Source organism: Myxococcus sp. CA039A, from assembly GCF_013336645.1.
GTDB lineage: Bacteria > Myxococcota > Myxococcia > Myxococcales > Myxococcaceae > Myxococcus > Myxococcus llanfairpwllgwyngyllgogerychwyrndrobwllllantysiliogogogochensis.
Genome location: NZ_JABUMQ010000689.1, coordinates 1 through 1,110 on the forward strand (window position 1 = coordinate 1; position 1,110 = coordinate 1,110).

1 pseudogene is annotated in these 1,110 nt (G+C 70.9%); it reads left to right on the top strand.

Annotated elements, in window-relative coordinates:
* Positions 1-45 precede the first annotated feature (45 nt).
* A pseudogene (locus HR086_RS47050) lies at positions 46-1,110 on the top strand (hypothetical protein); the annotation flags it as partial.

Consider the following 1,110-nt stretch of genomic DNA (forward strand, 5'->3'; position numbering starts at 1 on the left):
GAGCCGGCCCCGAGGGGAGGCGAAGCCGTCTAGACTCCGAAGGGCATGGCGGAAAAGCTCGGAGCGATCCTGGTCCGTAAGGGCCTCCTCACGCAGGCGCAGCTCGACGAGGCCCTGAAGGCCCAGCTCATCTACGGTGGGCGGTTGGGGTCCATCCTCATCGAGCTGGACTTGCTGGACATCGACACGGTGGCGATGGTCCTGGGGGAGCAGACGCGCTACCCGGTGGCCCAGGAGGCCGACTTCGAGGTCGTCACCGACGCGACGCTGAGGTTGCTGCCGGCGGCGCTGGCGGAGAAGCACCTGGCCTTTCCGCTGGCCCAGGAGGGGCGCCGGTTGAAGGTGGCGATGGCGAGCCCCTTTGAAATCCAGCACACGGACGCGCTCGGGTTCATCACGGGCCTGCGCATCCTTCCGCACATCACTCCGGAACTGCGGCTGTTCCACTACCAGGCGCAGCGTTACGGCATCCGTCGCGAGTCGCGCTCCATGAGCATGGCCACGGCGCGGCGCGCGGTGCAGCCTCGGGGCGCGGTGGCACCGGGGCGCGGGGTGATGGTTCCGCTGCCCGAGGTGGCTCCGCCTCCAGCGCCCGTACGCGCGGAGCCGGGCACGGAGGGGATATTCGGGGGGCTGGCGCCCGGGCAGTTCCTGAGCGACGACGCCGAGGACGTGGCGGCGGAGGACGTGGAGTGGAGCGCGTCGAGCGCTTCCGGGGCCGGGATTTCCGGCGACGCGATGGAGCTTCGAGGAAGCGCTCGGGCCGAGGCAGGGCCTCCGATGCTGGCACCTTCGGGTCCACCGCAACTTGCTCCCGTGGCGGTGGCTCAAGGGGGGAACCGGATGGATGGGCCGCCCCGACTGTCGCCCGCTGCGCCGCCGCGGCTGTCTCCGCCCGTGGCTCCGCTGGAGCTGGAGGTGGCGGAGGAAATTGAGCCGGAGGAAGAGTTCGAGGCGGCGGAGGAGATCGACCCCACCGAGGAACTGGAGCTCGTGGACACCGAGGAGGTGCTCGAGGGCGTCATGGAGGAGGTCGTGGAGCCTCCCGCGCCGAGACCGCCGGTGTTCGCGGGGCAGGGCGAGCGAGGTGTCGTGGGGGAGGGGCAGGGA